Source organism: Streptomyces sp. CO7, assembly GCF_053474865.1.
On record NZ_JBRIOU010000002.1, the window covers coordinates 78,174 to 101,614 of the forward strand.

A 23,441-nucleotide genomic window follows, 5' to 3' on the forward strand; every position below is an offset into this window, starting at 1 on the left:
CCCGCCCGGCTGCCCCGGGCGGGCGGGCCCACGCCGCTCACCCCGCCGATGCTGCGCCCCGAGGTCTGACCCATCACGGGGGAGTGGCCGGGCCCGAGCGGCGGCAGCGGGGTGACCGCGTGGCCAAAAGGGGCAAATGGTAAGGAAATAGAGCCCGTCGCGCTATCTTGCTTCGGGTGATCAAGGCCATCGGACTCACCAGCGCCCCGCGTGAGCAACTCCCGCCCGTCGTGGACGACGTGTCCTTCGAGGTCCTCCCGGGTCGCGTCACCGCACTGCTGGGCGCGCGGGGGGCGGGCAGGACCACGGTCCTCCAACTCATGCTGGAACTGCGGCCGGGGCGCGGCGTCACCCACTTCCGCGGGCGCCCCCTGCACGCCTCACCGGCCCCGTCGCGCGAGGTCGGGGTGCTCCTCGGTGACGTGCCGGGTCACCCGGCCCGCACGCTCCGCGGCCACCTCCGCATGCTCTGCGCGGCCACCGGGACACCGGCCGCCCGTGCCGACGAACTCCTGGAGGACGTCGGCCTGATGGACCTGCGCGACCACCGGCTGGACTCCCTCTCCCGAGGCGCCGACCGTCGGTTGGGCATGGCCTGCGCCCTGCTGGCCGACCCGCACGCCCTGCTCCTCGACGAACCCGTCGCGGGGCTCACCCCCGACGACGCCCGCTGGCTCCACTCGACCCTGCGGCGCCGCGCCGACGACGGCGGCGCCGTGTTGTTCACCACCGCGGACCCCCGGGAGGCGGCCCGGGTCGCCGACCACGTGATCACCCTCCACCGAGGGCGGGTGGCCGCCGACCAGGACGTCGCCGAGTTCGCACGGACGCGGTTGCGTCGCCGTGTCGCCGTGCGCACCCCGCACGCCGAGCGCCTCGCGGAGTTGCTGGCCAAGGAGGCGCGCGTTTCCCGCCGACCGGTCGACGTGGTCCGGGAGAGCGGCACCCGCCTGTCGGTCTACGGCGGCGACTGCGCGGAGATCGGCGAGGCCGCCTACCGGCACCGGGTCCTGATCCATCAACTGTCCGAGGAGACCGCTGACATGGGCCCGGGTGGACATGTGCGCCGCGATGGCGGCGGTCCTGGCGGCGGTCCCGACGCCGACGGTCCCGACGCCGACGGTGCCGGCGTCGGCGGTCCCCGTGCCGACGGCCATGAGGGCGTCGGCCCCGCCCGCGCCGGCCGAGGCGTCGACGCCTCTCGCCGCCGGCGCCGCGGCGCGCGGGAACCGCGGGAATCGCGAGCCGCGGTGGACTCGGCCGCTGCCGCGCCGGACCGTGACCCCGCTGCGCCCGCGGCCGTGGACGGCGACGGCGGCCGGGAGCGGCCACGGCCGGACGCCCCGGCGCCCCGTCCACCGCTCCGTGCGCGCCGCTCCGTCTCGCCGGCGCGCCCGCTGCGCTACGAGTTCCGGCGCGCCCGCGGCACCGGCGTCTGGCCCCGCACCTGCGTCGCCGTCGTCCTGGCCTCCGCCGCGCTCACCCTGCTGCTGGCCCGCGTCGGACACACCCCGCAGAGTCGGCTGCTGGCCGCCTGGCCCGAGGAACTGCCCCTTCCTCCCGCCGCGCTCGGGGCGGCCCTGCTGGGCGCCCTCTCCTTCGGCCACGAGTTCCGTTACCCCGCCCTCGTGGTGGACCGCGGCACGGTTCCCCGGCGGCTGGGGCTGCTCGCCGCCAAGCTGCTGGTGTCCGCGGCGACGGCGGCGGCACCGGCGGTCGCCGCCGTGGGCATCGACGCGCTGGTGCTGCGGCTGTTGCTCGGTGAGGAGTACGCGGCCCTGCCGCCGCGGTGGCAGGCGTTGGCGGCGGTCTGGCTCGCGCTGGTCACCGCCTGCGCGTGGGCGGGCGTCCTGGCCGCCGGACTCTTCCGGTCGGTGACCGGTGCCCTGGCCGTGGTCCTCGCGGTCCCACTCGTCGCCGCCCCGTTGGTCGACCGGGCCGTCGCACTCATGAGCCCCAGGTCCGAACGCGGTGAGACGTCACGGTCCGTCGGCGAACTCCTCGTCCGATGGCCCGTCGTCCGTGACGGGGCGACCGCCGAGGCGCTGCGGATGATCGGCCAACCCCTCGGAACGGCCATGCTGTTGTCGTTGGCCGCCCTGCTGTGCGGGTACCTGTGGACGACCCTGCGCGTCGTGGCCGGACCACGTCCGTTCCGCGGGCGGAGGCGGCTGCTCGACAGCTCCGGTTCCCGCCGCACACCCAACTCGCCTTGGAACGTCACAATTCTTTCCGATAAGGCGTCAATTGAGACGGAGTGAGCGATCACCCTTTCGTGTGCTTTTCACCAAAGCGCTCAAGGGAGTTGGCGCCGACGCCGACAAAGGAAGACGTGAGTACCCTTGCGCACACCATGATGACCGCCGCCCGCTCCGCCGACTCCGGCCTGGCCGGGACGGGCGAACTCGACCGCTACCCCTACGCCGAAGGCCCCGCGGGTGACCGCGTCGGCGCGCCCGTCTGGGAGACGGAGCCGGAGCTCGGCCGGGTCGGCGGACGCCGCGCCGCCGGAAGCCGCGGCCGCGGGCTGCACGGCCAACTCGTCCAGCAGCTCGGACAGATGATCGTTTCCGGAGACCTGGGCGCGGACCGCCCGCTCGTTCCCGAGGAGATCGGCCAGCGGTTCGAGGTGTCCCGCACCGTCGTCCGTGAATCACTCCGCGTGCTCGAGGCGAAGGGCCTGGTCAGCGCCCGGCCCAACGTGGGCACCCGGGTACGCCCGGTCAGCGACTGGAACCTGCTCGACCCCGACATCATCGAATGGCGCGCCTTCGGCCCCCAGCGCGACAACCAGCGCCGGGAGCTGACCGAGCTGCGCTGGACGATCGAGCCGCTCGCCGCGCGCCTCGCCGCCGGGCACGGGCGGGAGGACGTCCAGCAGCGTCTCGCCGACATGGTGGAGATCATGAACCACTCGGTCGCGCAGGGGGACGCCCTCACGTTCTCCCGGGCCGACGCCGAGTTCCACTCCCTGCTGATCCAGGTCGCCGGCAACCGGATGCTGGAGCACCTGTCCGGCATCGTCTCCTCCGCCCTCCAGGTGTCCGGCGGGCCGCTCACCGGATGCGACCGCCCGAACGAGGCGTCCCTCGGGCACCACGCGCGGATCGTGGACGCCCTCGCCGCGGGGGACGGGCCGGCGGCCGAGGCCGCGATGCGGCAGCTGCTGAGCGTGCACCCGGAGGCGATGCACACGGAGAACCTGCACCCGGAGATGGAGCGCGTGGTTCCGGCGCCCCGCGAGCACTGAGGGACGGGCGCGGCGCCGCCGGGGCGTGATTCCGGCGGCCCCTCCCTCCCCTTTCCTGCCCTCTTCCTCCCCTCGCCTCCGTGGTCCCAGGGGTGAGGGGTGTCCTGCATCACGGCATCTGTGGAAAACCGTCGCTCCGTGACCGGCTATGACCGACTATCTTCGGTATTGCACCGATTCGCGGTGTGACTCGGGCCACGCAGATTGGGCGTAACGCTCGGCGGAGCAGCGCGATGACCTAAGAGGTGACAGTCGAGGAAGGAATACGGACGCCGTACCGGCGCTTGTTCTTCCCGGCCCGAGCCCGCGCCGTCGGCTCATCCCCAGGCCGCCGGTCGTCGGCTCCTGTTCCTTGTGGACGGGGCCGGAAGCCGTTTTCCAACGTTCCGAGAGGTTGTTCGTGTCGGCCAGCACATCCCGTACGCTCCCGCCGGAGATCGCCGAGTCCGTCTCTCTCATGGCGCTCATCGAGCGTGGGAAGGCTGAGGGGCAGATCGGCGGCGACGACGTGCGTCGCGCTTTCGAAGCCGACCAGATTCCGGCCACTCAGTGGAAGAACGTCCTCCGCAGCCTCAACCAGATCCTCGAAGAAGAGGGTGTGACGTTGATGGTGAACGCGGCGGAGCCCAAGCGCGCCCGCAAGAGTGTCGCCGCCAAGAGCACGGCCAAGCGCACCACCACCCGCTCGGTCGCCGCCAAGCCCGCGGTGACCAAGAAGGCCGCCGCGGCCCCCGCGGCAGCCGTCGAGGAGGGTGACGAGGCGGAGGCGGCCGCGCCCGCCAAGAAGGCCGCGGCCAAGAAGACCGCCACCGCCAAGAAGACGGCGGCCAAGAAGACCACGGCGAAGAAGACCGCGGCCAAGAAGACGGCGTCCAAGAAGGACGACCCGGAGCTGGCCGAGGAGGAGATCGAGGAGAACCCGGGCAAGGCCGCCGACGAGCCCGAGGGCGCCGAGAGCGCGGGCTTCGTGCTGTCCGACGAGGACGAGGACGACGCCCCCGCCCAGCAGGTCGCCGCCGCCGGCGCCACCGCGGACCCGGTCAAGGACTACCTCAAGCAGATCGGCAAGGTCCCGCTGCTCAACGCCGAGCAGGAGGTCGAGCTCGCCAAGCGCATCGAGGCCGGTCTGTTCGCCGAGGACAAGCTGGCGAACTCCGACAAGATCGCGCCCAAGCTCAAGCGCGAGCTGGAGATCATCGCCGAGGACGGCCGCCGCGCCAAGAACCACCTGCTGGAGGCCAACCTCCGTCTGGTCGTCTCCCTGGCCAAGCGGTACACCGGCCGCGGCATGCTCTTCCTGGACCTGATCCAGGAGGGCAACCTCGGTCTGATCCGCGCCGTCGAGAAGTTCGACTACACCAAGGGCTACAAGTTCTCCACGTACGCCACCTGGTGGATCCGTCAGGCGATCACCCGCGCCATGGCCGACCAGGCCCGCACCATCCGTATCCCGGTGCACATGGTCGAGGTCATCAACAAGCTGGCCCGCGTCCAGCGTCAGATGCTCCAGGACCTGGGCCGCGAGCCCACCCCGGAGGAGCTGGCCAAGGAACTCGACATGACCCCGGAGAAGGTCATCGAGGTCCAGAAGTACGGCCGCGAGCCCATCTCGCTGCACACCCCGCTGGGCGAGGACGGCGACAGCGAGTTCGGTGACCTGATCGAGGACTCCGAGGCGGTCGTCCCGGCCGACGCGGTCAGCTTCACCCTGCTCCAGGAGCAGCTGCACTCCGTCCTGGACACCCTCTCCGAGCGTGAGGCGGGCGTGGTCTCCATGCGCTTCGGTCTCACCGACGGTCAGCCGAAGACGCTCGACGAGATCGGCAAGGTCTACGGCGTGACGCGTGAGCGCATCCGCCAGATCGAGTCCAAGACGATGTCGAAGCTGCGTCACCCGTCGCGCTCGCAGGTCCTGCGCGACTACCTGGACTGATCGGACCGGATCACCCGGCCGGTCACGACCGGTCGTGGAACGACGCGAAGGCCCGGCTCCCCCTTGGGGGGAGCCGGGCCTTCGCGTCGTCCGACCTGTGGAGGAAGGCCCCTCTGGATTACTTTGGGTCGACACATGGTCGACCCGGAGTGAGGGATGTTATGCGTTTTCTCCCAGCCGTGGGGATCGCGGCGGTGGCCTCGTCGCTGGCGGCGCTGGTACCGGCCGCGCCGGCGGCGGCCGACGCCGAGTCCGTCCGCGGGGCCGCGTCGCGTGTCGTCGTGGGCGGATTCCCGGTGGAGGTGGAGCAGGCCCCGTGGACCGTGGCGATCTCCAGCCGGGCGCTCTTCGGCGCGACGCGGGCGGGGCACTTCTGCGGCGGCGCGGTGATCGGCGCCAGGACCGTCCTGACGGCCGCGCACTGCCTCGGGGAGAGCGTCCTCGGCAGAGCGCCGCAGCAGGTCCCCGACCTCACGGTGATCGCGGGACGGTCCGAGCTGACCGGCCGAGGCGGCCAGGAGGTCCGGGTGCGGGACACCTGGGTGAATCCGGAGTACGACGACGTCACCAACGCCGGCGACTTCGCGGTGCTCACGCTGGCGGAGCCGCTGCCGCGGAGCGCGGTCGTCCAGGCGGCGCCCGCCGGGGACGGCGCCTACCGGCCGGGGACGGCCGCCACGGTCTACGGCTGGGGCGATGTCACCGGGTCCGGCGCCTACGCGCGGTCACTGCGCGCGGCACGGGTGCACGTGCTGAAGGACGCCTACTGCCAGGAGGCCTACCCGGGAGGCGCCGAGGGCGCCTACACGCCCGGCGCGATGCTGTGCGCCGGAGAGCCCGACGGCGGCCCCGACGCCTGTCAGGGGGACAGCGGGGGCCCTCTGGTGGCCAAGGGCCGGCTGATCGGGCTGGTCTCCTGGGGGAGCGGGTGCGGGCAGTCCCGCAAGCCCGGGGTCTACACGAGGGTGTCCGAGGTCGTGCGGACGCTGGCACGGCGGCCCTGATGTCCTGCCGGACGGCGACCGGACGACCGGGCCGCGACCCGACCGGGCCGTACAGGGCCGGAAGGGGGACGGCGGGCCCCTGACGAGCAGAGGCGGCCGACCTCCCTGGTGGGGGAGGCGACCGCCTTTGTCACCCTGCCTGTGCCGGGTTAGCTCGTCGTGGGACGGAGTTTCGGCGCTCTCAGCGCTCTCCGTCGGGGTCGGCTGCCGGGGCGGAGGACGTCAGTCGCTCCGTCTCGTCCTGTATCTCGGCGGCGATCTTCTTGAGTTCCGGCTCGAACTTGCGGCCGTGGTGGGCGCAGAAGAGCAGTTCTCCGCCGCTCAGCAGGACGACGCGCAGGTATGCCTGGGCGCCGCAGCGGTCGCAGCGATCGGCGGCCGTCAGCGGGCTCGCGGGGGTCAGAACAGTAGTCACGTCGCCTCTTCTCTAGCTCGACGAGCTGTCGTACCAGGGTCAACATCCAACCAGGCCGAAAACGTTCCCGCTCGCGGCTTTTCCTCGAAAGATTTCTCGGCGAGGCGGCTGTCTGCTGCCGGTTGGCGGCGAATGTGCCGTAGTGCGTGTCTTGATGCCGTACGGGTTCGCGCTTCTTCCAGTGTCGGTCCTCCGGCGACCGAACGCCGCTTGTTGAGGAGGACGTGCCCGGAGCCTAGAGGGTTCATGCCTGCCGCGGAACGTGATGTGTGCTTCACTCCTCCGGGGTATCGAACGGGCATGCGATTCTGGATTAGGGTTTGACCGGGGACGAGGGTGGCGTTACACCGGCCTCATCAGGCCTCGGTACTCTCTGGAGCGGCGACCGAGCCGTGGCGCGTCCCCTGGCGACGCCAAGACATGCCCAGAAAAATTCAGCGAGGAGCGAACCGCGTGACCGCCGACACGACCGTGCCGTCCACAGCGTTGCTGACCGGAGCAGATCGGGACGGTTCCAACTACACCGCGCGGCACCTGCTCGTCCTGGAGGGACTCGAGGCCGTCCGCAAGCGCCCCGGCATGTACATCGGCTCCACGGACAGCCGTGGCCTGATGCACTGCCTGTGGGAGATCATCGACAACTCCGTCGACGAGGCCCTGGGCGGCTACTGCGACCACATCGAGGTGATCCTCCACGACGACGCCTCGGTCGAGGTCCGGGACAACGGCCGCGGCATCCCCGTGGACGTCGAGCCCAAGACCGGCCTCTCCGGTGTCGAGGTCGTGATGACCAAGCTGCACGCCGGCGGCAAGTTCGGCGGCGGCTCCTACGCGGCCTCCGGTGGCCTGCACGGCGTCGGCGCCTCCGTGGTGAACGCCCTCTCGGCCCGGCTGGACGTGGAGGTCGACCGCGACGGCCACACCCATGCGATCGGTTTCCGCCGCGGTGTCCCGGGCGAGTTCTCCGGGCGGGGCGAGGGAGCCAAGTTCCAGCCCGGGAGCGGCCTGCGCAAGGCGCGCAAGATCCCCAAGAGCCGCACCGGCACCCGCGTCCGCTACTGGGCGGACCGCCAGATCTTCCTCAAGGACGCCAAGCTCTCGCTGGAGAACCTGCACCAGCGCGCCCGGCAGACCGCCTTCCTGGTCCCCGGCCTGACCATCGTGGTGCGCGACGAGTTCGGTCTCGGCGAGGGCGGCAGCAAGGGCGAGGAGTCGTTCCGCTACGACGGCGGCATCAGCGAGTTCTGCGAGTACCTCGCCTCCGACCGCCCGATCTGCGACGTGCTGCGCTTCTCGGGGCAGGGCACCTTCAAGGAGACCGTGCCGGTCCTCGACGAGCACGGGCAGATGACCCCGACCGAGGTCACCCGGGAGCTCGGGGTGGACGTCGCGATGCGCTGGGGCACGGGCTACGACACCACGCTCCGGTCCTTCGTCAACATCATCGCCACCCCCAAGGGCGGCACGCATGTGGCCGGATTCGAGCAGGCCGTCGCCCGCACGATGAACGAGGTGCTGCGCTCCAAGAAGATGCTCCGCGTCGCCGAGGACGACATCGTCAAGGACGACGCGATGGAGGGCATGACCGCGGTGGTCACGGTCCGGCTCGCCGAACCGCAGTTCGAGGGGCAGACCAAGGAGGTGCTGGGCACCTCGGCCGCCCGCCGGGTGGTCAACCAGGTCGTCGCCAAGGAGCTCAAGGCGTTCCTGACCTCGGCCAAGCGGGACGCCGCCCAGCAGGCGCGCTCGGTCCTGGAGAAGGCCGTGGCGGCCGCCCGCACCCGGATCGCGGCCCGTCAGCACAAGGACGCACAGCGTCGCAAGACGGCCCTGGAGTCCTCCTCGCTGCCGGCGAAGCTGGCCGACTGCCGCAGCGACGACGTGGACCGCAGCGAGCTCTTCATCGTCGAGGGCGACTCCGCCCTCGGCACCGCGAAGCTGGCCCGCAACTCCGAGTTCCAGGCGCTGCTGCCGATCCGGGGCAAGATCCTCAACGTGCAGAAGTCGTCGGTGAGCGACATGCTCAAGAACGCCGAGTGCGGGGCGATCATCCAGGTCATAGGGGCCGGGTCGGGGCGCACCTTCGACATCGACGCGGCGCGCTACGGCAAGATCATCATGATGACCGACGCCGATGTGGACGGCTCGCACATCCGCTGCCTGCTGCTGACCCTCTTCCAGCGCTACATGCGTCCCATGGTCGAGGCCGGCCGGGTCTTCGCCGCGGTCCCGCCGCTGCACCGGATCGAGCTGGTGCAGCCCAAGCGTGGCCAGGACAAGTACGTGTACACCTACTCGGACCGTGAGCTGCGCGAGACGCTGCTGGAGTTCGAACGCAAGGGTGTCCGGGTCAAGGACTCCATCCAGCGCTACAAGGGCCTGGGTGAGATGGACGCCGACCAGCTCGCGGAGACCACGATGGACCCGCGGCACCGCACGCTGCGGCGCATCAACCTCTCCGACCTCGAGGCGGCCGAACAGGTATTCGACCTCCTGATGGGCAACGACGTCGCTCCGCGCAAGGAGTTCATCTCCAGCTCCGCCGCGACCCTGGACCGTTCCCGGATCGACGCCTGACGGGCGCCGCCCGCACGGTCCCACCGTCGCACGCCTCCGCCCGGACGTCCCTGGACGCCCGGGCGGAGGCGTGTCCGTCCCGGGCCCTCTCCGACCGCGTCCTCACCTCCTGCGCCCTCACGGGCGTCACCCGTGAGGGAGCGACTCCTGTGACCGTTGACCTTTCGGTCACCTGATGGGGTGAGAGAACTGCCGAAAGAGTCCGGGAAGTTCACGGTCTGTCCATCATTGTTCCTACGGCCGAATGGAGCCGTGGGACAAGGAGATTTCGGTGAACAAGCACGACGGTCGCGACACCGGAGAGGTGCGGTTCGACGACCCCTGGTACGACGCACTCGCCTTTGGCTGGGGTGAGACGGACGGCACGGGGGAGCAGACTCCCGCGGTGCCGGCCGCGCGCCAGGTGCAGGAGGGGAGCAGCGACCGCGCGGCCGCCGACGTCTACCTGGAGGTGCAGCGCAGCGCAGCCTTCCAGGAGGTGCGCAGCCGCTACCGGAAGTTCGTGGTTCCCGCCTTCGTCTCCTTCTTCCTCTGGTACGTCGCCTACGTGGTCGCCGCCACCACAGCGGTGGACTTCATGGCCACCCCGGTGGCGGGCTCGGTGAACGTGGCGATGCTCGCCGGCCTCGGCCAGTTCCTCACCACCTTCGCCCTGACCTGGGCATACGCCCGCCACGCCCGGCTCCGCCGGGACCGCGCGGCCCTCCAGCTGCGCTGGGACACCCAGGAGCTCACCCGCGGCGCCCGGGGCGGTGCGGCATGACGGGCAACCACCAGTCCCTGGTCCTGGTCCTCTTCAGCGTTTTCGTGGCGGTCACCCTCGGCATCACCACCTGGGCCGGCCGTAACCGGCACGGTTCGACCGAGGAGTTCTACACGGGGAGCCGCCTCTTCTCCCCGGTGGAGAACGGCCTGGCCATCGCGGGCGACTACATGTCGGCGGCGTCGTTCCTCGGCATCTCCGGGCTGATCGCCCTCTTCGGCTACGACGGCATGCTCTACTCGGTCGGCTTCCTGGTCGCCTGGCTGGTCGTCCTGCTGCTGGTGGCCGAGCTGGTCCGCAACTGCGGCCGGTTCACGCTGGCGGACGTGCTCGCGGCCCGGATGCGGGAGCGTCCGGTGCGGATCGCGGCCGGCACCTCCTCGGTGATCGTCTCGGTCCTCTACCTGGTCGCCCAGATGGTCGGCGCAGGCAGCCTGGTCGCCCTTCTCCTGGGTGGCACGGGCAGCGCGGCCCAGACCTGGACGGTCATCGGCGTGGGCGCCCTGATGGTCGTCTACGTGTCCCTGGGCGGCATGCGGGCCACCACCTGGATCCAGATCGTGAAGGCCGTCCTGCTGCTGGTGGGCACGCTGGTGCTGGGCGTCCTCGTGATGGTCCGCTTCGGCGGCGACTTCAACGCGCTGCTCAGCTCAGCCGCCGACAACAGCGGCTTCGGCGCGGCCTTCCTGGCCCCCGGCCTGGAGTACGGCGGGAGCTGGACGGACCGGCTGGACTTCATCAGCCTGGGGCTCGCCCTGGTCCTCGGCACGGCAGGTCTCCCGCACATCCTGTCGCGCTTCTACACCGTGCCCACGGCCCGCGCCGCGCGTCGTTCCGTGGTCTGGGCGATCGGCCTGATCGGCGGCTTCTACCTGATGACGATCCTGCTGGGCTTCGGCGCCGCGGCGATCGTCGGCAGCGACGAGGTCCGCAAGTCGAACGAGGCCGGCAACACCGCGGTGCCCCTGCTGGCCCTGAACCTGGGTGGCGGACCCGACTCGACGGGCGGTCCGGTGCTGTTCGCGGTCGTGGCGGCGGTCGCCTTCGCCACCATCCTCGCGGTGGTCGCCGGCGTGACGCTGTCCTCGTCCGCGTCGGTCGCGCACGACCTGTACGCCTCGTTCCGCCGCAAGGGCGCCAAGCAGCGCAGCGAGGTCGCGGTGGCCCGGGTCGCCGCGGTGGGCATCGGCGTCGTCGCGATCGGTCTCAGCCTGCTGTCCGGCGGGCTGAACGTCGCCTTCCTGGTCGGGCTCGCCTTCGCCGTGGCGGCCTCGGCCAACCTTCCGGTGCTGCTGTTCACGCTCTTCTGGCGCCGCTTCACCACGCGGGGCGCCATCTGGTCGGTGTACGGAGGGCTCGTCCCGGCGGTGGCGCTCGTCGTCTTCTCGCCGGTCGTCTCCGGCCGGCCGACGTCCATGTTCCCCGGTGCGGATTTCGCGTTCTTCCCCTTGGAGAACCCGGGCCTGATCTCCATCCCGCTGGGCTTCGTGGCGGGCTGGGTCGGCACGGTGACCTCCTCCGAGGAGCCGGACGAGGCGAAGCACGCCGAGACCGAGGTGCGGTCGCTGACCGGAGCGGGAGCGGTCTGACCATGACCCCGCCGCCCTTCGGGGCGCCCCGGCCGCCTTCCGGGTGCCGTGGACCTGCCGGGAGCCCGGCGCACGCAGGTAGGTGCGCCGGGCTCCCGGCCGTATCGCGCCGTGCGGGGCGGGTCAGGGCGTCTCGCGCACCTCGACGACGTCCATACGGGCGGGGGAGCCGAGCGGCGCCCCACAACTCTGGGGACGGGGTGGCGCGGCCGTCGCCTCGGCGACGACCACGCGCCAGCGGCGGCCGTCGGCGTGCGTCACGACGACCTCCCACAGCGGCGGGTCCTGCTCGGCGGCGCCTGCCGGGACCCGGTGCACGCCGGTGACGTCCAGGGCGTCCGCGAAGGTTTCCCCGATCCGTGTCCGCACGGCCAGTTCAGCGGCCTGTCCCGGCCGCGCCCAGGCCGAGCGGCCCCGGCAGTGCTCGGTGACCACCTGACCGTCCCTGGCGCGGTGCAGGATCTCCTTCACGGCGGGGGCGTCGACCCTGCCGTACGCGTACCCGTGCGGCAGGACCAGCAGGGTGGGCGAGAAGCGGTGGCCGCCGAGGTGGGTGATCTCCCAGGTGCTGGTCACGTTGGAGGCGGCCAGTTCGGCGGCCAGCGGCCGGCCCAGCAGGGCGCAGCAGCGGTCCCGCCGGCCGTTGGTGCACACGAACGCCAGGGGGAAGCCGGTGTGCGGCGACGTGCCGGGCAGGACGGCGTCGAAGGCCCCGGGCTCGCCGCGGCCGAGCGCCGCGAAGTCGATGTCCAGCAGCCGCTCGGGCTCGCGGGTGAGGGCGCCCAGCACCCAGTCGTTGCGGGGGGCCGTGTGCGCGGCGTACACCCGCCGCAGCGGGGGAGTCCCGTGGTCCGCGTGCGGCCCGGGCCGCCGGATCAGCGCGATCCGCACCCCGCTGCCCTCCGCGGTGTCCTCCAGGGCGCGCCCCAGCGCGGGGTCCAGCCGGCTCTCCGTGAGCGCCTTGGGCCCCCAGGGACCGGGCTGCTCGACCAGCAGCCACGTCCGCGCGTGCACCGCGGTCCCGGCGATCGGCTCGTCCAGGACCCGTGACACGGTTGCGCACCTACTCACACAGGTGAGCCTAACCTGACTGGTGGGACGCGTGCGGCTCGGCGGGGCGCGTTCGGGGGACGGATGCGAGCGGGCCCCTTCTCTGCGGTCAGCGATGGATGTGTTTGCATCGCCGATCACGACTGGCCTGGACGTGTTCCCTGAGTTGGGACCTCTCCGGTTGGGGAGTGGGACATTTCTTCGAACGCTCGATCGAAAACTTGAAACAGGTGTCCTTCTGGTGTGTCTGCAGGGACGGTCCGCTTGGCGGGACGGGCGAGTGCCCAGTAGCGCCGGAAAGCTGGACTTGCCAGGAGCGCCCTGGCGAATTCTGTCAATTCTTCCGCACTGTTGGTGCCCTATTGGTAATGCAGGACGAAATGGCTGAAAAGTAGGTTGGAGTACAGATGTTGGCGCGTTGCTGCAGGGGCTTCTCCCGGGAAGTCGTTCCATACCTCCGCCAGTGAGGGGTCGTCCATCGCCATCTGAGTCAGCTGTACATGCAGGCCACGTAGATCTGCCTCCGCGCTTCGACGCAACTCCTGTCGCGAGGCAGCCAATTCCTCGCGCTGTAGGGTCAGCTCTTGCCGGTGTAGGCGCAGGTCGTGCTGCTGGAAGAGCAAGGCCACCACGAGCAGTATCAGGGCGAGCCCGGAGAGCACTGCGCTCAAACCTCCGAAGTAATCTCCCAGTGCTGCCCGTTTCGTCGCGCTCTCGACTGTCCCGTTGGCGAGCTCCACGCCTCCGAGGAGCCAGCCGCTGAGCAGGATTGAAACTGCTCCTACGGCCACAATTGCTGCCAGCGCTGCCGCAAGCCACAAAAAGATGCGAATGACTGGACGTCCGGCCTGCTGATCCATGTGCCCTCCCCGTTACAGGAGGAGACTCTGCCCAAACGAGCAGCGGTAAGAAACGCCTCATTCGGGTGGACCGTTCGGGCGTTGTGGAGTTGGGCCTCTCTGCGGCGTCATGCGCGCGGAGGCGTGAGTGCGCATCGCTCCGCGAGGACTCGCCGGTGGGCCTGGTTGCAGCGCGTTTGCTCGGGGGGGCTAATGAACAACCGTTCAACGGTAGCCGCGACGGTCTTCCTATGCTGACCGTGGCAAAGGGAAGCGAGCAGCGTGCGCCGGGGCGCGCGGTGCGACGAGAGAGGGCGCGTCATGAGCAGTGGGACCCCGCACACCCCGCAGATTCCGGTTGTCGTGCTGGCGGGGTTCCTGGGGGCGGGGAAGACCACCCTCCTGAACCACCTGCTGCACAACAGCGGCGGCAGCCGCATCGGCGTGGTGGTCAACGACTTCGGCGCCATCGAGATCGACGCCCTGGCGGTGGCCGGCGCGCTGGGCGACTCCACCGTGTCGCTGGGCAACGGCTGCCTGTGCTGCGCCGTGGACGTCGGGGAGCTGGACGAGTACCTGGGCAGGCTGGCCCGGTCGCCCGCGGCGATCGACGTGATCGTGATCGAGGCGAGCGGACTGGCGGAGCCGCAGGAACTGGTGCGGATGGTGCTGGCCAGCGAGCAGCCGGAGGTCGTCTACGGCGGGCTGGTGGAGGTGGTGGACGCGGCCGAGTTCGGGCAGACCCGGGAGCGGCACCCGGAGATCGACCGGCACCTGGCCCTCGCCGACCTGGTGGTGGTCAACAAGACCGACCGGGCCGAGGACGTGGAGGCCGTGCTGCGCACGGTGCGGGAGGCGGCGGACGGGGCCGCCGTGGTGCGGGCGACGCACGGGCGCGTCGACCCGGACTTCCTGTTCGACTGCCGGCCCTCGCAGGAGCGGGTCGGACAGCTGTCCTTCGACGACGTGGACCTCTACGGCGACGGTGACGGCAGCGGTGGTGAGCACGGCGAAGGGGACGAGCAGCGCGCCGAGGGGAACGGGCACGGCGGGCACCTGCACGCCGGGTACGAGAGCGTGTCGTTCGCGTCGGCACAGGCGATGGACCCGCGGCGGCTGATGCGGTTCCTCGACGAGCGGCCGGAAGGGCTGTACCGGATCAAGGGGTACGTGGACTTCGGCGCGTACGACCCGAGGAACCGGTACCTGGTGCATGCCGTCGGGCGGTTCCTGCGCTTCTACCCCGAGCCGTGGGGGCGGCGGGAGGAGCGGGGCACCGCCCTGGTGCTCATCGGGTCCGGGATCGACGCGGCGGGGCTGGAGAAGGAGCTCGCCGGCTGCGTGGGCGGGACGCCCGGGGAGGCGGACGAGCACGGCATGTGGGGCGTGCTGCGGTACGTGCGGGGGGAGGACGACGCGGACCTGGTGGCGCCCGAGGAGGACGCGGAGCTGATCGCCGCCGAGGAGCAGCGCGAGGGGCAGGCCGGGCGGTAGCCGGGACGCGAGAGCGGTAGCCGGGGCGCGGCCCGGGGCGGCAGTCGTGCCGGTCGCGCCCGGGCGGCGGATGCGGCCGGGGCCCTTCGCGGACGTCCGCGAAGGGCCCCGGCCGAGGCGGTCAGGTCACGCGGGGCCGGCGACCACCGCGACCGTCTTCGGCAGGCCCACACCCGAACCGTCGCGTCGCGGATCCATCTCCGGGACCTCGGCCGGCATGCCGTTCTTCTGCGCGGCGTGCGCCGGGGCCGGGCCCGCCCAGGCGAGGGAGAGACAGTCCTCGCCCTTGAGGAAGCGCTGGCAGCGCACGCCGCCGGTGGCCCGGCCCTTGCGCGGGTACTGGTCGAACGGCGTCATCTTGGCCGTGGTCTGCACCGAGTCGTCGAGCGTGCCGCGCGAGCCGGCGACGGTCAGGACCACCGCCTCCTGGCCCGGGTCCACCGCGGTGAACGAGATGACCTTGGCGCCGTCCGCCAGCTTGATGCCGGCCACGCCGCCCGCCGGGCGGCCCTGCGGACGGACCAGGGAGGCCTGGAAGCGCAGCAGTTGGGCGTCGTCGGTGATGAAGACCAGGTCCTCGTCACCGGTGCGCAGCTCCACCGCGCCGACGATCCGGTCGCCCTCCTTGAGGCCGATGACCTCGAGTTCGTCCTTGCCCGCCGGATAGTCCGGCACCACGCGCTTGACGATGCCCTGCAGCGTGCCGACCGCGAGGCCGGGGGATGACTCGTTCAGCGAGGTCAGGCAGATCACCGTCTCGTCGTCCTCGAAGGAGACGAACTCGGCGAGCGGCGCGCCTCCGGAGAGGTTGGGCGTGGTGCCCGCCGCGATCTCGGGGAGCATCGGCAGGTCGACCACGTTGACGCGCAGCAGCCGCCCGGTGGAGGTGACCACGCCGATCTCGCCGCGCGCGGTGGTGTCCACCGCGGAGACGATCACGTCGTGCTTGACCCGCTTGGCGTTCTTGACGGTGGGGAAGGGGTCGGCGTCGGCCGTGCGGGCCAGCAGGCCGGTGGAGGAGAGCAGCACCCGGCACGGGTCGTCCGCCACCTGGAGCGGCAGGGCGGCCGGGGTGTCCGCGGACTCCAGCAGCACGGTGCGCCGGGGAGTGCCGAACTTCTTCGCGACGGCGGCCAGTTCGCCGGAGACCAGCTTGCGCAGCTCGGCGTCCGAGTCCAGGATCCGGGTCAGCTCCGCGATCTCCGCGGTGAGCCGCTCCTTCTCCGCCTCCAGTTCGATGCGGTCGAACCTGGTGAGGCGCCGCAGCGGCGTGTCGAGGATGTACTGGGTCTGGATCTCCGACAGCGCGAAGGCCTCCATCAGGCGCTGCTTGGCCTGGGCGGAGTTGTCGCTGGAGCGGATCAGCCGGATGACCTCGTCGATGTCGATGAGCGCGGTCAGCAGGCCCTCGACCAGGTGCAGCCGGTCGCGCTTCTTGCCGCGGCGGAACTCCGAGCGGCGGCGCACCACGGTGAAGCGGTGGTCGAGGTAGACCTCGAGGAGCTCCTTGAGGCCGAGCGTGAGTGGCTGGCCGTCCACCAGGGCGACGTTGTTGATGCCGAAGGACTCCTCCATCGGCGTCAGCTTGTACAGCTGCTCCAGCACGGCCTCGGGGACGAAGCCGTTCTTGATCTCGATGACCAGGCGCAGGCCGTGCTCGCGGTCGGTGAGGTCCTTGACGTCGGCGATGCCCTGGACCTTCTTGGAGCTCACCAGGTCCTTGATCTTGGCGATCACCTTCTCGGGGCCCACCGAGAAGGGCAGTTCGGTGACGACCAGGCCCTTGCGGCGGGCGGTGACCTGCTCGACGGCGACCGTCGCGCGGATCTTGAAGGTGCCGCGGCCCTTCTCGTAGGCGTCACGGATGCCGGACAGGCCGACGACGCGGCCGCCGGTGGGCAGGTCCGGGCCGGGGACGTGCTTCATCAGCGCGTCGAGGTCGGCGTGGGGGTACCGGATCAGGTGCCGCGCGGCGGCGACGACCTCGCCGAGGTTGTGCGGCGGCATGTTGGTCGCCATGCCCACGGCGATGCCGGAGGCGCCGTTGACCAGCAGGTTCGGGAAGGCGGCGGGCAGCGCCACCGGCTCCCGCTCCTGGCCGTCGTAGTTGGGCTGGAAGTCGACCGTGTTCTCGTCGATCGACTCCGTCATCAGGCTCGTCGCGTCGGCCATCCGGGCTTCGGTGTACCGCATGGCGGCCGGCGGGTCGTCGTTGCCGAGGGAGCCGAAGTTGCCGTGACCGTCGACCAGCGGGACGCGCATCGAGAACGGCTGGGCGAGCCGGACCAGCGCGTCGTAGATCGACGTGTCGCCGTGCGGGTGGAGCTTGCCCATGACCTCGCCGACGACGCGGGCGCACTTCACGTACCCGCGGTCGGGGCGCAGGCCCATCTCGTTCATCTGGTAGACGATCCGCCGGTGCACCGGCTTGAGACCGTCACGCGCGTCGGGCAGCGCGCGGGAGTAGATGACCGAGTAGGCGTACTCGAGGAAGGAGCCCTGCATTTCGTCCACGACGTCGATGTCGAGGATTCGCTCCTCGAAAGCATCGTCATCGGGTCGCGCTGTCTTCGTGCTGCGGCGGGCCATCGCTGCCGGGCTCCTTCACGGTCTTGCGAGCATGAACGGGGACTGTCGCGCACCATTGTGGCCCTCGCCGCCGACACCTCGGACCGCGCCCCCGCCGGTGGCGCCCCGGGACGGGGCGCCCGGGGGTCAGGCCCGGCGCAGGCTGTCGATCATTCCTCCCCATTCCGGCCCGTCCCACTCGATCACGACGGCGGAGCCGTCGGACTTCATCTTCAGGGTTCCCTTCGTGCGCGCGGGATCCGGCTTCGCGCAGTCGAGGGTGATCCGCGGCTTGTCGGTGCCGAAGCCTTCGAGGGAGCCCGGGCAGGCGAGCTCACCGGTGGTGGCGACCTTCTCCCCGGTGATCTTCAACGTCTCGACGGGGCTGTCGTTGATGGGACGCCAGGTGCCGTCGAACCCCTTCTCCGGGGCCGCGGCCTGCGAGGACCGCTCGGCCGGCTGCGAGGCCTTCGGAGCGGCCTTCGAGGTGGCCGGGCCCTTCGCCCCGTCGTCGCCGTCGGGGTCGGAGCAGCCGGAGAGGAGCAGAGCGCCCAGTCCCAGGAGGGCGGCGGCGGTCAAGGCCTTGCGCATGGAACGTCCTTTCACTTCATTCACGGCGGACGACGCCGGCCGGTGGACGGCGCCCATCCCAGCACACCCGCGCGTCCCGGGGCGATCGGGGTCGCGGCCGCCGGAGCGGCCGGCCGACGGGACCGCCGAGCGGCCGTCCACGCGGCCGGCGAAGCTCCCGGCGGGCCGGAGTGTCCCCGGATCGGGCGGCAATGTGACGTATCGGGAACCTCACGGCAACCGCCCTCGGTTGCATAGAGTGACAGGCAGTCCGGACACACAAGTTTCAGGCGAGCGAAGGGACGTACATGCCCATGGGTCACACGGCCACAGCCGAGGCAGGCTCAGGAGGCCTCACAGCTACCGAGCACCGCCTTGCCAACGGGCTCCGCGTGGTGCTCTCGGAGGACCACCTGACCCCGGTCGCCGCGGTGTGCCTCTGGTACGACGTCGGCTCCCGGCACGAGGTCCAGGGCCGCACCGGCCTCGCCCACCTCTTCGAGCACCTGATGTTCCAGGGCTCGGCCCAGGTGAAGGGCAACGGTCACTTCGAGCTGGTGCAGGGAGCCGGAGGTTCCCTCAACGGCACCACCAGCTTCGAGCGCACCAACTACTTCGAGACCATGCCGGCCCACCAGCTGGAGCTCGCGCTCTGGCTGGAGGCCGACCGGATGGGCTCCCTGCTCACCGCCCTCGACGACGAGTCGATGGAGAACCAGCGCGACGTCGTCAAGAACGAGCGCCGCCAGCGGTACGACAACGTCCCCTACGGCACGGCCTTCGAGAAGATCTTCGCGCTGGCCTACCCCGAAGGCCATCCGTACCACCACACCCCGATCGGCTCCATGGCCGACCTGGACGCGGCCACCCTGGAGGACGCCCGCGCGTTCTTCCGCACCTACTACGCGCCCAACAACGCGGTGCTGTCGGTGGTCGGCGACATCGACCCGGAGCAGACCCTCGCCTGGGTCGAGAAGTACTTCGGCTCCATCGCCTCCCACGACGGCAAGCCCGCCCCGCGGGACGGAGCGCTGCCGGAGGTCGTCGGCGGGGAGATCCGCGAGGTCGTGCGCGAGGAGGTCCCGGCCCGCGCCCTGATGGCCGGCTACCGCCTGCCCGAGGACGGCACCCGCGCCTGCGACGCCGCCGACGTGGCGCTGACCATCCTCGGCTACGGCGAGTCCTCCCGCCTCTACAACCGCCTGGTGCGCCGCGACCGCACCGCGGTGACGGCCGGTTTCGGCCTGTTGCGACTGGCTGGAGCGCCCTCGCTGGGCTGGCTCGACGTCAAGACCTCCGGCGACGTCGAGGTGCCGGTGATCGAGGCCGCCGTCGACGAGGAGCTGGCCCGGCTCGCCGCCGAGGGCCCGACGGCCGAGGAGATGGAGCGCGCCCAGGCCCAGCTGGAGCGCGAGTGGCTGGACCGCCTCGGCACGGTCTCCGGCCGCGCCGACGAACTGTGCCGGTACGCCGTCCTGTTCGGCGACCCGCAGCTCGCGCTGACCGCCGTGGAGCGGGTCCTGGAGGTGACGGCGGAGGAGGTCCAGGAGGTCGCCAAGGCCCGCCTGCGCCCCGACAACCGCGCGGTCCTGGTGTACGAACCGATCACTCCCGAGGGCGCGGACGCCGACGGCGACGAGGACGAAGAGGAGGAGGCCAAGTGACCGACCTGGCCACCATGGAGTTCCACCCCCAGCCGCAGGCCGGCGAGCCCAAGCCGTGGGCGTTCCCCGCGCCCGAGCGCGGCGCCCTCGACAACGGCCTGACCGTCCTGCGCTGCCACCGCCCCGGTCAGCAGGTCGTGGCCGTCGAGGTGCTGCTGGACGCCCCGCTGGACGCCGAGCCGCTCGGCCTGGACGGCGTCGCCACCATCATGGCGCGCGCCTTCGCGGAGGGCACCGACAAGCACTCCGCCGAGGACTTCGCCGCCGAACTCGAGCGGTGCGGCGCCACGCTGGACATGCACGCGGACCACCCCGGCGTGCGGGTCTCCCTGGAGGTCCCCGCCTCCCGGCTGCCCAAGGCGCTGGGCCTGCTGGCCGACGCGCTGCGCGCCCCGGCGTTCGCCGAGGACGAGGTCTCCCGCCTGGTGCGCAACCGGCTCGACGAGATCCCGCACGAGCTGGCCAACCCGGCCCGCCGTGCCGCCAAGGAGCTCTACAAGGAGCTCTTCCCGGCGAACTCGCGGATGGCGCGCCCCCGTCAGGGCACCGAGGAGACCGTCGAGAAGATCGACGCGGCCGCCGTGCGCGCCTTCTACGAGCGGCACGTCCGTCCGGCCACCTCGACCGCCGTGGTGGTCGGCGACCTCACCGGCGTCGACCTGGACGCCCTGCTGGCCGAGACCCTGGGCGCCTGGAAGGGCTCCCAGGCCGCTCCGCGCCCGGTGCCGGCGGTGACGTCGGACGACACCGGCCGCGTGGTGATCGTGGACCGTCCCGGCTCCGTCCAGACGCAGTTGCTGATCGGCCGCACCGGGGCGGACCGCCACGACCGCGTGTGGCCGGCCCAGGTGCTCGGCACCTACTGCCTGGGCGGCACGCTGACCTCCCGCCTGGACAAGGTCCTGCGCGAGGAGAAGGGCTACACGTACGGCGTCCGCGCCTTCGGGCAGGTCCTGCGCTCCGCTCCCGACGGTTCGGGCGCCGCGATGCTGGCGATCAGCGGGTCGGTGGACACCCCCAACACCGGCCCCGCGCTGCAGGATCTGTGGCAGGTGCTGCGCACCCTCGCCGAGGGCGGCCTGACCGACGCCGAGCGGGACACCGCCGTGCAGAACCTGGTGGGCGTGGCGCCGCTCAAGTACGAGACGGCCGCCGCGGTCGCCGGCACGTTGGCCGACCAGGTGGAGCAGCACCTGCCGGACGACTTCCAGGCGACGCTCTATCAGCAGCTCGTCGCCACCGGCACGGTGGAGGCCACCGCGGCCGTGGTGAGCGCCTTCCCGGTGGACCGTCTGGTGACGGTCCTGGTCGGCGACGCCGCGCAGATCGCCGGCCCGGTGCGCGAGCTGGGCATCGGCGAGGTGACCGTGGTGAGCGCCGAGTAGCGGCCCGTCCAGGCCGGTTTCGGGCCCCGGTGAGCCTTACGGCCGCCGGGGCCCGCTTCGTTCGGCCCGGCACCGGCTCGTCCGCGAGCGTGCGATGCGCGTAGAAGGGTCCGGTTTGCCCTGTGGCGTGCGCTACAAAAGTCTTGATCCGTTTGTTATCCGATTGATCACCCAACTAGCTTCGATCCGGCTGCCCGCCACACCTGTGCTCCGCATCCGCGGCGCCGGGCAGTCATCGCCTAATCCCCGTACGGCGCGAGCCAGGGGAGCCGGGGACCCACCCGAGCGGTACCCCTGGGGTGAATCGGGCGCCTTCCGCACCGCGGGAGGAACCCGTAGGAGACCTTCCTGCTCCGAACCCGACAGCTAACCCGGCAGGCGAGAGGGAAGGAAAGGACTCAGCCACTTCATGGCGTTCAACTGCGCCCCCGGCAGGCATCGTCGTCCCGGCCGGACCAGCCGCACCACCGCCGGCCTGGCAGGCCTCGCCGCTCTCACCACCACCGGCGTCGTCGGCACCCTGGCCAGCCCCGCCGTCGCGGCGGAGACCCCCGCCGAGACCAGCGGCCTGCTCCCCGTCGTCACCATCGGCGACACCGTCGCCGAGCAGATCGACGAGCAGGCCGAGGCCCAGGAGCGGGCCGCCGTCGAGGCCGCCGCCCGCGCCGCGGCCGCCGAGAAGGCCCGCGCCGAGCGCGAGGCCGCCGAGGAGCGCGCCGCCCGCGAGGCCGAGCGTGAGCGCCTCCGCCGTCTCAACATGTTCGTCAGCCCGATCGCCGGGTCGTACGTCTCCACCTCCTACCAGGCGGGCGGCGGCATCTGGTCCTCCGGCAGCCACACCGGCATCGACTTCCACGCCGCCTCCGGCACCCCGGTCCGCTCCGTGGGCCGCGGCACCGTCGTCGAGGCCGGCTGGGGCGGCGCCTACGGCTACCAGGTCGTCATCAAGATGCACGACGGCACGTACACCCAGTACGGCCACCTGTCCTCGGTCAGCGTGGCCGTCGGCCAGGCGGTCACCCCGGGCGCCCACATCGGCCGCTCCGGCGCCACCGGCAACGTCACCGGCCCGCACCTGCACTTCGAGGCCCGCACCTCCCCGGAGTACGGCAGCGACATCGACCCCGTCGCCTACCTCCGCTCCCACGGCGTGAACCTCTGACGCCACCCGCGCGAATGCCCCCCGCCCCGGTTTCCGGGACGGGGGGCTTTTTCGTCGTTCCGGACGGTATCCGGGCGCACCGGGCGGGGGAGCGGCCGAAAATTCCCTCTCCCGCGTGACTTCCCGTCGGAAATTCACGCCCATTGCCTTAGAGTCGCCTTATTCATCGAGGCGGAGGTCGGCATGCGTATTCCCGCGCATTCGGTATGCACGGCGATCCGGGACGACATCGTCGCCGGGGTCCACGAGCGCGGGAGCCGGCTGACCGAGGAACTCCTCGCCCGCCGCTACGGCGTCTCCCGCGTACCGGTCCGCGAGGCGCTGCGCACCCTGGAGGCCGAGGGTTTCGTGGTGACCCGGCGGCACGCCGGGGCCTGCGTGGCGGAGCCGACCGAGCAGGAGGCCGCCGACCTGCTGGAGATGCGGCTGCTGCTGGAGCCGCTGGGCGCCGCCCGGGCCGCCCAGCGGCGCACCGAGGCCCACCTCAAGGTGCTCCGTGGCCTGGTCAGACTGGGTCAGGAGCGGGCCCGGCGCGGGTACGGGGAGGAGTTGCGGTCGCTGGGCGGCTGGTTCCACGAGACGCTGGCCCAGGCCTGCGGGAGCGCCGCGCTGACCGCCACGCTCACCCAGCTGCGGCACAAGATCGCCTGGATGTACGCGCTCGACCCGCTGCCCGCGCCCGTGGAGACCTGGGCGGAGCACGGCGCCATCGTGGACGCCGTGGCCCGCGGCGACGGGGAGCGGGCCCGGCAGGTGACCGCCCTGCACACCGAGCGCTCCGCCGAGCTGTACCGGCTGCGCATTCCCGGCCAGAACCGCGGGGGCGCGGCGCGCCCGGACGGCGTGAGGACCTCGCAACATGCCGTAAACATGAATGGCCTCCGTAATTAACAAGAGGGCCGTATACAAGAAGCGGGTGCAATTTCCCGCCCCGTCGTTCGCCGTGTCTTTTCCGGGGTCGGGTTCAGTAGTTACTGCTGTGCGCTCCACTCGTGGGGCGCGCGGCGCATTCGTGTTCGTGCTCGTGCTCTGCGAGATATTTCGCGCGCGGCGCATTTCGGCGGGGCCCGGTCCCGCCCCTCTCACAGCTCCGCCTCCCCCGGCCGCTCCGGACGGTCCACGGACAGCAGCTCCGCCAGTTCCCCGAGCACGCTCTCGGCGCCCGCGGCCCCCGCGTC

The 23,441-nt window shown here is 71.5% G+C and carries 16 protein-coding genes, 1 pseudogene and 1 riboswitch; of the genes and pseudogenes, 12 read left to right on the forward strand and 5 right to left on the reverse strand.

The features are described from left to right. Nucleotides 1-176 precede the first annotated feature (176 nt). From ACOV8S_RS02255 to ACOV8S_RS02270, 4 genes are all read left to right on the forward strand, one after another. Nucleotides 177-2,261 carry an ATP-binding cassette domain-containing protein gene (locus tag ACOV8S_RS02255; protein WP_448315783.1) on the forward strand — a complete coding sequence of 695 codons (2,085 nt, stop codon included), beginning with the start codon at nt 177-179 and terminating at the stop codon, nt 2,259-2,261. A gap of 71 nt (nt 2,262-2,332) precedes the next feature. Further along, nucleotides 2,333-3,250: a FadR/GntR family transcriptional regulator gene (locus ACOV8S_RS02260; RefSeq protein WP_448315784.1), complete on the forward strand. Its 918-nt coding sequence runs from the start codon at nt 2,333-2,335 to the stop codon at nt 3,248-3,250. A 400-nt stretch (nt 3,251-3,650) separates the two neighbouring features. Continuing rightward, a complete protein-coding gene (locus ACOV8S_RS02265; RefSeq protein ID WP_448315786.1) occupies nt 3,651-5,183 on the forward strand; it encodes an RNA polymerase sigma factor in 1,533 nt (510 codons plus the stop codon). Nucleotides 5,184-5,344: 161 nt separating this feature from the next. Next, nucleotides 5,345-6,187 carry a serine protease gene (locus tag ACOV8S_RS02270; protein WP_448315788.1) on the forward strand — a complete coding sequence of 281 codons (843 nt, stop codon included), beginning with the start codon at nt 5,345-5,347 and terminating at the stop codon, nt 6,185-6,187. A gap of 181 nt (nt 6,188-6,368) precedes the next feature. On the opposite strand, the gene ACOV8S_RS02275 is transcribed toward ACOV8S_RS02270, so the two are convergent. Continuing rightward, nucleotides 6,369-6,602 (reverse strand): DUF7455 domain-containing protein, encoded by a 234-nt coding sequence (locus tag ACOV8S_RS02275; RefSeq protein WP_448315790.1) that lies wholly within the window; start codon nt 6,600-6,602, stop codon nt 6,369-6,371. Nucleotides 6,603-7,055: 453 nt separating this feature from the next. On the opposite strand from ACOV8S_RS02275, the gene ACOV8S_RS02280 reads away from it, so the two are divergent. The 3 genes from ACOV8S_RS02280 (at nt 7,056) to ACOV8S_RS02290 (ending at nt 11,531) form a co-directional block, all read left to right on the forward strand. After that, nucleotides 7,056-9,179, forward strand: coding sequence for a DNA gyrase/topoisomerase IV subunit B (locus ACOV8S_RS02280; protein WP_448315792.1), 2,124 nt, complete (start codon nt 7,056-7,058; stop codon nt 9,177-9,179). A 244-nt stretch (nt 9,180-9,423) separates the two neighbouring features. Beyond that, nucleotides 9,424-9,942, forward strand: coding sequence for a DUF485 domain-containing protein (locus tag ACOV8S_RS02285; RefSeq protein ID WP_448315794.1), 519 nt, complete (start codon nt 9,424-9,426; stop codon nt 9,940-9,942). Then, a complete protein-coding gene (locus ACOV8S_RS02290; RefSeq protein WP_448315796.1) occupies nt 9,939-11,531 on the forward strand; it encodes a solute symporter family protein in 1,593 nt (530 codons plus the stop codon). Before ACOV8S_RS02285 ends, ACOV8S_RS02290 begins: the two co-directional genes overlap by 4 nt. Before the next feature lie 123 nt (nt 11,532-11,654). Here ACOV8S_RS02290 and ACOV8S_RS02295 read toward each other — a convergent pair whose 3' ends face one another. Then, a complete protein-coding gene (locus ACOV8S_RS02295; RefSeq protein ID WP_448315798.1) occupies nt 11,655-12,602 on the reverse strand; it encodes a sucrase ferredoxin in 948 nt (315 codons plus the stop codon). Between the two features lie 116 nt (nt 12,603-12,718). After that, nucleotides 12,719-13,441: pseudogene (locus tag ACOV8S_RS02300) on the reverse strand (DUF6082 family protein). Between the two features lie 300 nt (nt 13,442-13,741). Here ACOV8S_RS02300 and ACOV8S_RS02305 point away from each other — a divergent pair. After that, complete coding sequence (locus ACOV8S_RS02305; RefSeq protein ID WP_448315800.1) at nt 13,742-14,914, forward strand: CobW family GTP-binding protein; 1,173 nt, start codon at nt 13,742-13,744, stop codon at nt 14,912-14,914. A gap of 126 nt (nt 14,915-15,040) precedes the next feature. Here ACOV8S_RS02305 and ACOV8S_RS02310 read toward each other — a convergent pair whose 3' ends face one another. Both ACOV8S_RS02310 and ACOV8S_RS02315 read right to left on the reverse strand, forming a co-directional pair. Further along, complete coding sequence (locus tag ACOV8S_RS02310; RefSeq protein WP_448315802.1) at nt 15,041-17,503, reverse strand: DNA gyrase/topoisomerase IV subunit A; 2,463 nt, start codon at nt 17,501-17,503, stop codon at nt 15,041-15,043. Nucleotides 17,504-17,629: 126 nt separating this feature from the next. Beyond that, complete coding sequence (locus ACOV8S_RS02315; protein WP_448315804.1) at nt 17,630-18,073, reverse strand: hypothetical protein; 444 nt, start codon at nt 18,071-18,073, stop codon at nt 17,630-17,632. A 287-nt stretch (nt 18,074-18,360) separates the two neighbouring features. Between ACOV8S_RS02315 and ACOV8S_RS02320 the strand changes: the two genes are divergently transcribed. From ACOV8S_RS02320 to ACOV8S_RS02335, 4 genes are all read left to right on the forward strand, one after another. After that, on the forward strand, nt 18,361-19,716 hold the full coding sequence (locus ACOV8S_RS02320) for a M16 family metallopeptidase (protein WP_448315806.1): 1,356 nt from the start codon (nt 18,361-18,363) through the stop codon (nt 19,714-19,716). After that, nucleotides 19,713-21,101 carry a M16 family metallopeptidase gene (locus tag ACOV8S_RS02325; RefSeq protein WP_448315808.1) on the forward strand — a complete coding sequence of 463 codons (1,389 nt, stop codon included), beginning with the start codon at nt 19,713-19,715 and terminating at the stop codon, nt 21,099-21,101. The genes ACOV8S_RS02320 and ACOV8S_RS02325 overlap by 4 nt, the downstream gene beginning before the upstream one ends. 226 nt (nt 21,102-21,327) lie before the next feature. Beyond that, nucleotides 21,328-21,497, forward strand: a riboswitch (cyclic di-AMP (ydaO/yuaA leader). A 13-nt stretch (nt 21,498-21,510) separates the two neighbouring features. Continuing rightward, nucleotides 21,511-22,263 carry a M23 family metallopeptidase gene (locus ACOV8S_RS02330; protein ID WP_448315810.1) on the forward strand — a complete coding sequence of 251 codons (753 nt, stop codon included), beginning with the start codon at nt 21,511-21,513 and terminating at the stop codon, nt 22,261-22,263. 183 nt (nt 22,264-22,446) lie between these two features. After that, complete coding sequence (locus ACOV8S_RS02335) at nt 22,447-23,154, forward strand: GntR family transcriptional regulator (RefSeq protein WP_448315812.1); 708 nt, start codon at nt 22,447-22,449, stop codon at nt 23,152-23,154. Nucleotides 23,155-23,441: the final 287 nt, after the last annotated feature.